This is a genomic window from Streptomyces sp. NPDC034086, from assembly GCF_055575515.1.
Genome location: NZ_JBVISM010000038.1, coordinates 1 through 3,152, shown reverse-complemented (window position 1 = coordinate 3,152; position 3,152 = coordinate 1). Strand labels below are relative to the sequence as shown.

Genomic DNA, 3,152 nt, shown 5'->3' with positions numbered 1-3,152 from the left:
GCGTCAAGCTCACCACCCTGCGTCCGGAGCAGGCCGCGTACATCGGCGTCAAGGTCGAGGGCCCGTACAAGCCCGACCACTACCGCTACTGATCCACGACGCCGACCCCGGCGGATCCGCAGCACTCCAGGCAGGCCCCCGGCACCCGCGCCGGGGGCCTGCCCCGTACCCGAGGACCACAGCCATGCCCCGCGGCCGCTACTCGCTCCACGACCCCCACGACCGCACCCCGCTCGGCGAGGAGCACTTCCACTGCGCCCCCGGCCCCTCCGGCTGGCGCTACGTCGCCCAGCTGACCACCCCCGACGGGGGCCACCGCGGCTCGCTGGACCTGGCCATCGACGCACTCGGCCGCCCCATCCGCCTGGAGGCGAACGCCGCGAGCTGGCAGGTGCGCGGCGCCGCCATCGACGGCGTCACCTGGGTCCGCACCGACCCCACCGGAGCCGAGGCCACCGAGGGCAACGTCGCCGCGCCCGGCTTCACCGGCAGCTCCCCGGCCTTCCTCATCGCCACGGCCCGCCTGCTGCGCCTGCGCCCCGGGGCCCCCGCGACCCGCGTCCGGCTCCTCGCCCTGACCGATCCGGTCCTGGCACCCCGCACCGTCGACCAGGCCTGGGCCCTGCTCTCACGCGCCGGGCACCCCACCGACAGCGGCCCCCTGGTGGTGGACGAGTACCAGGTCACCGCCCTCGACACGGGGGAGGTCCACACCGTGCACATCGCGGGGGACGTGGTCCTCTCGGCACCCGGCATCGAACTCGAACACCTGGAAACCCCACCGTCCTCCTTCGAGGACCAGCCCGCCTCCTCGGCCTAGGCGGGCGGAGCGAACCCGGTCCCGCGCGCCGGCGGGGCCACGGGGACCACGGGCGCGGGAGCGGGCGCCGGCATGGAGGCCGCCGCGGGGACGACGGCGGGGGGCGCCGGGGCCACGGCCGCGGCCCGGCCCACCGCGAAGGCCCGCGCGGCGTCCCGGGACTGCCGCTCGTGCACCACGGCCATCAGGAACGCGGCGGCCGGCACCCCGGCCGGCGCCGGCGTCCCCGTCCGCGCCACCACGTCGTCCGCGAGCCGCACGGCCATCGCGGCACCCGTGTGCGGGTCCAGCTGGCCCATCCGCGTCAGGTACTGCCGGATCGCCAGCCACAGCCCGTCCGGCACCGCCGACAGGTCCAGCGCGGCGAACCGCCCCGCCAGCCACGGCGGCGGAGCGGGCACCGGCATCACCCGGGCCCCCGGCACCCGCTCCCGGACCACCAGCGTCCCGGCGAAGACGTCGCCCAGCCGCCGGCCCCGCTCCGACATCAGCGAGGCGATACAGGCGACCGCCCCGAACGAGAACAGCAGCTCCACGACCCCCATGGCCCCGCGCACCAGCGCGTGCCGGAACCGGATCGGCCCGCCGTCCTCCCGCACCACCCGGAGTCCGCACGCCAGCTTCCCCAGCGAGCGGCCGTGGCTCAGCGTCTCCACCGCGATCGGCACGCCGACCAGCACCAGCAGGAAGCTCGCCACGCTCACCGCGGCCTGCGCGGCCTCGTCGAGGCCGGAGGTCGCGTAGAGCAGCCCGACCAGCACCGCCACGTATCCGATGACGTACACGACCAGATCGAGCAGGACCGCGAGCGCCCGACTCGGCAGCCGCGCCGGCCGCAGACCCAGGACGACCGCGTCTCCCGTCACCAGATCACTCACCGAGCGCACCCTTCCCCGACCTGACCCACCCCTGCCCACCCCAGTCTGCCAAGCTGACGACAGGAGAAGTAAGCCGTATCGGGTGGCCAGGGGCAGGGGAGCGGTAACCGGATGGATCTCGACGTCTTCGTGGCGGCCCACCAGACGGAGTGGGACCGCCTGGAGCAGCTCCTCGGCCGGGGCCGCCGCCTCACCGGGGCGGAGGCCGACGAGCTCGTCGCCCTCTACCAGCGCACCTCCACCCACCTCTCCCTGGTCCAGTCGAGCGCACCCGACCCGATGCTGACGGGCCGCCTCACCCAGCTCGTCGCCCGCGCCCGCTCCACCGTCACCGGCACCCGCCGCGCCGGCTGGCGCGACGCCGCGCGCTTCTTCACCGAGGGCTTCCCGGCCGCCGTCTACCGCAGCCGCCGCTGGTGGATACCCACCGCACTGCTCTCCACGGCCCTCGGCGTGCTCATCGGCTGGTGGATAGCCACCCACCCCGAGGTGCAGAGCGCGATCGCGGCCCCGGAGCACCTCAAGGAGCTGACGCGGCCGGGCGGCGAGTACGAGACCTACTACTCCAGCCACCCGGCGGCCTCCTTCGCCGCCCAGGTCTGGACGAACAACGCCCAGGCCGCCGCCGTCTGCCTCGTCCTCGGCGCCTTCCTCGGGCTCCCGGTGCTCTGGATCCTCTTCCTCAACATGGCGAACCTCGGCGTCGGCCTCGGCCTGATGGCCTCCGCCGGCCGCCTCGACGTCTTCCTCGGGCTGATCCTCCCGCACGGCCTCCTCGAACTGACCGCCGTCTTCGTCGCCGCCGGTACGGGCCTGCGCCTCGGCTGGACGGTCATCGACCCGGGTCCCCGCACCCGCCGCACGGCCCTCGCCGAACAGGGCCGCGCCGCCCTCGGCATGGCGATCGGCCTGGCCGCGGTCCTGTTCGTGTCCGGCCTGATCGAGGGCTTCGTGACCCCCTCGGGCCTTCCCACCTGGGCCCGCGTCTCCATCGGCGTCCTCGCGGAGGCGGCGTTCCTCGTCTACGTCTACGTCCTGGGAGGCCGGGCCTCCCGCGCCGGCGAGGCGGGCGACGTGGAGGAGGCCGACCGCACGGCGACCCTCCCGACCGCGGCCTGATGTGCGTACGAGCGGCCTGAGCTGCTAGTCTCCTCGTCGTCCCGCAGACCGTTGACACGGCAGCTGTGGGGAGGTAGATTCGAACGGTTGCCTCGAACTGGACAAGTTCGGCAGCGATGGTTTAACATCTCTCTCGCCCCCAAATGGAATTGAATTCCCGTGGGGCACAGCCGACTTCTCATTCAGGAAGCCGAAGCCCGGGAAATCCGGTGGAAAGCTTCTGATAGAGTCGGAGCCGCTGGAAAGGGAAAGCGCGAAAGCGCAGGACCTCGAAAGCGCCGAGGAAATCGGACACGAAAGAGTCTGATAGAGTCGGAAACGCAAGAACGAAGAAC

General features: G+C 73.4%; 4 protein-coding genes. 3 read left to right on the top strand and 1 reads right to left on the bottom strand.

The genetic code is table 11. The annotated features are described in order from the left end of the window. Together ACZ514_RS32225 and ACZ514_RS32220 are read left to right on the top strand one after the other, a co-directional pair. Positions 1–92, top strand: a 92-nt coding sequence (locus ACZ514_RS32225; RefSeq protein ID WP_399279836.1) for an adenosylhomocysteinase, incomplete at its 5' end; no start/stop codon positions are given. Between the two features lie 92 nt (positions 93–184). After that, positions 185–820, top strand: coding sequence for a hypothetical protein (locus ACZ514_RS32220; RefSeq protein WP_468167885.1), 636 nt, complete (start codon positions 185–187; stop codon positions 818–820). Here ACZ514_RS32220 and ACZ514_RS32215 read toward each other — a convergent pair. After that, on the bottom strand, positions 817–1,698 hold the full coding sequence (locus ACZ514_RS32215; RefSeq protein WP_469126338.1) for an RDD family protein: 882 nt from the start codon (positions 1,696–1,698) through the stop codon (positions 817–819). The two genes, ACZ514_RS32220 and ACZ514_RS32215, sit on opposite strands and share 4 nt — an antisense overlap. A 111-nt stretch (positions 1,699–1,809) precedes the next feature. On the opposite strand from ACZ514_RS32215, the gene ACZ514_RS32210 reads away from it, so the two are divergent. After that, on the top strand, positions 1,810–2,817 hold the full coding sequence (locus ACZ514_RS32210) for a stage II sporulation protein M (protein WP_469126337.1): 1,008 nt from the start codon (positions 1,810–1,812) through the stop codon (positions 2,815–2,817). The last annotated feature ends 335 nt before the right edge of the window (positions 2,818–3,152 follow it).

What these genes read in the sequence shown, in the direction of transcription:
- ACZ514_RS32210 (WP_469126337.1), top strand. Translation starts at nt 1,810, where the DNA reads ATGGATCTCGACGTCTTCGTGGCGGCCCACCAGACGGAGTGGGACCGC.
- ACZ514_RS32220 (WP_468167885.1), top strand. Translation starts at nt 185, where the DNA reads ATGCCCCGCGGCCGCTACTCGCTCCACGACCCCCACGACCGCACCCCG.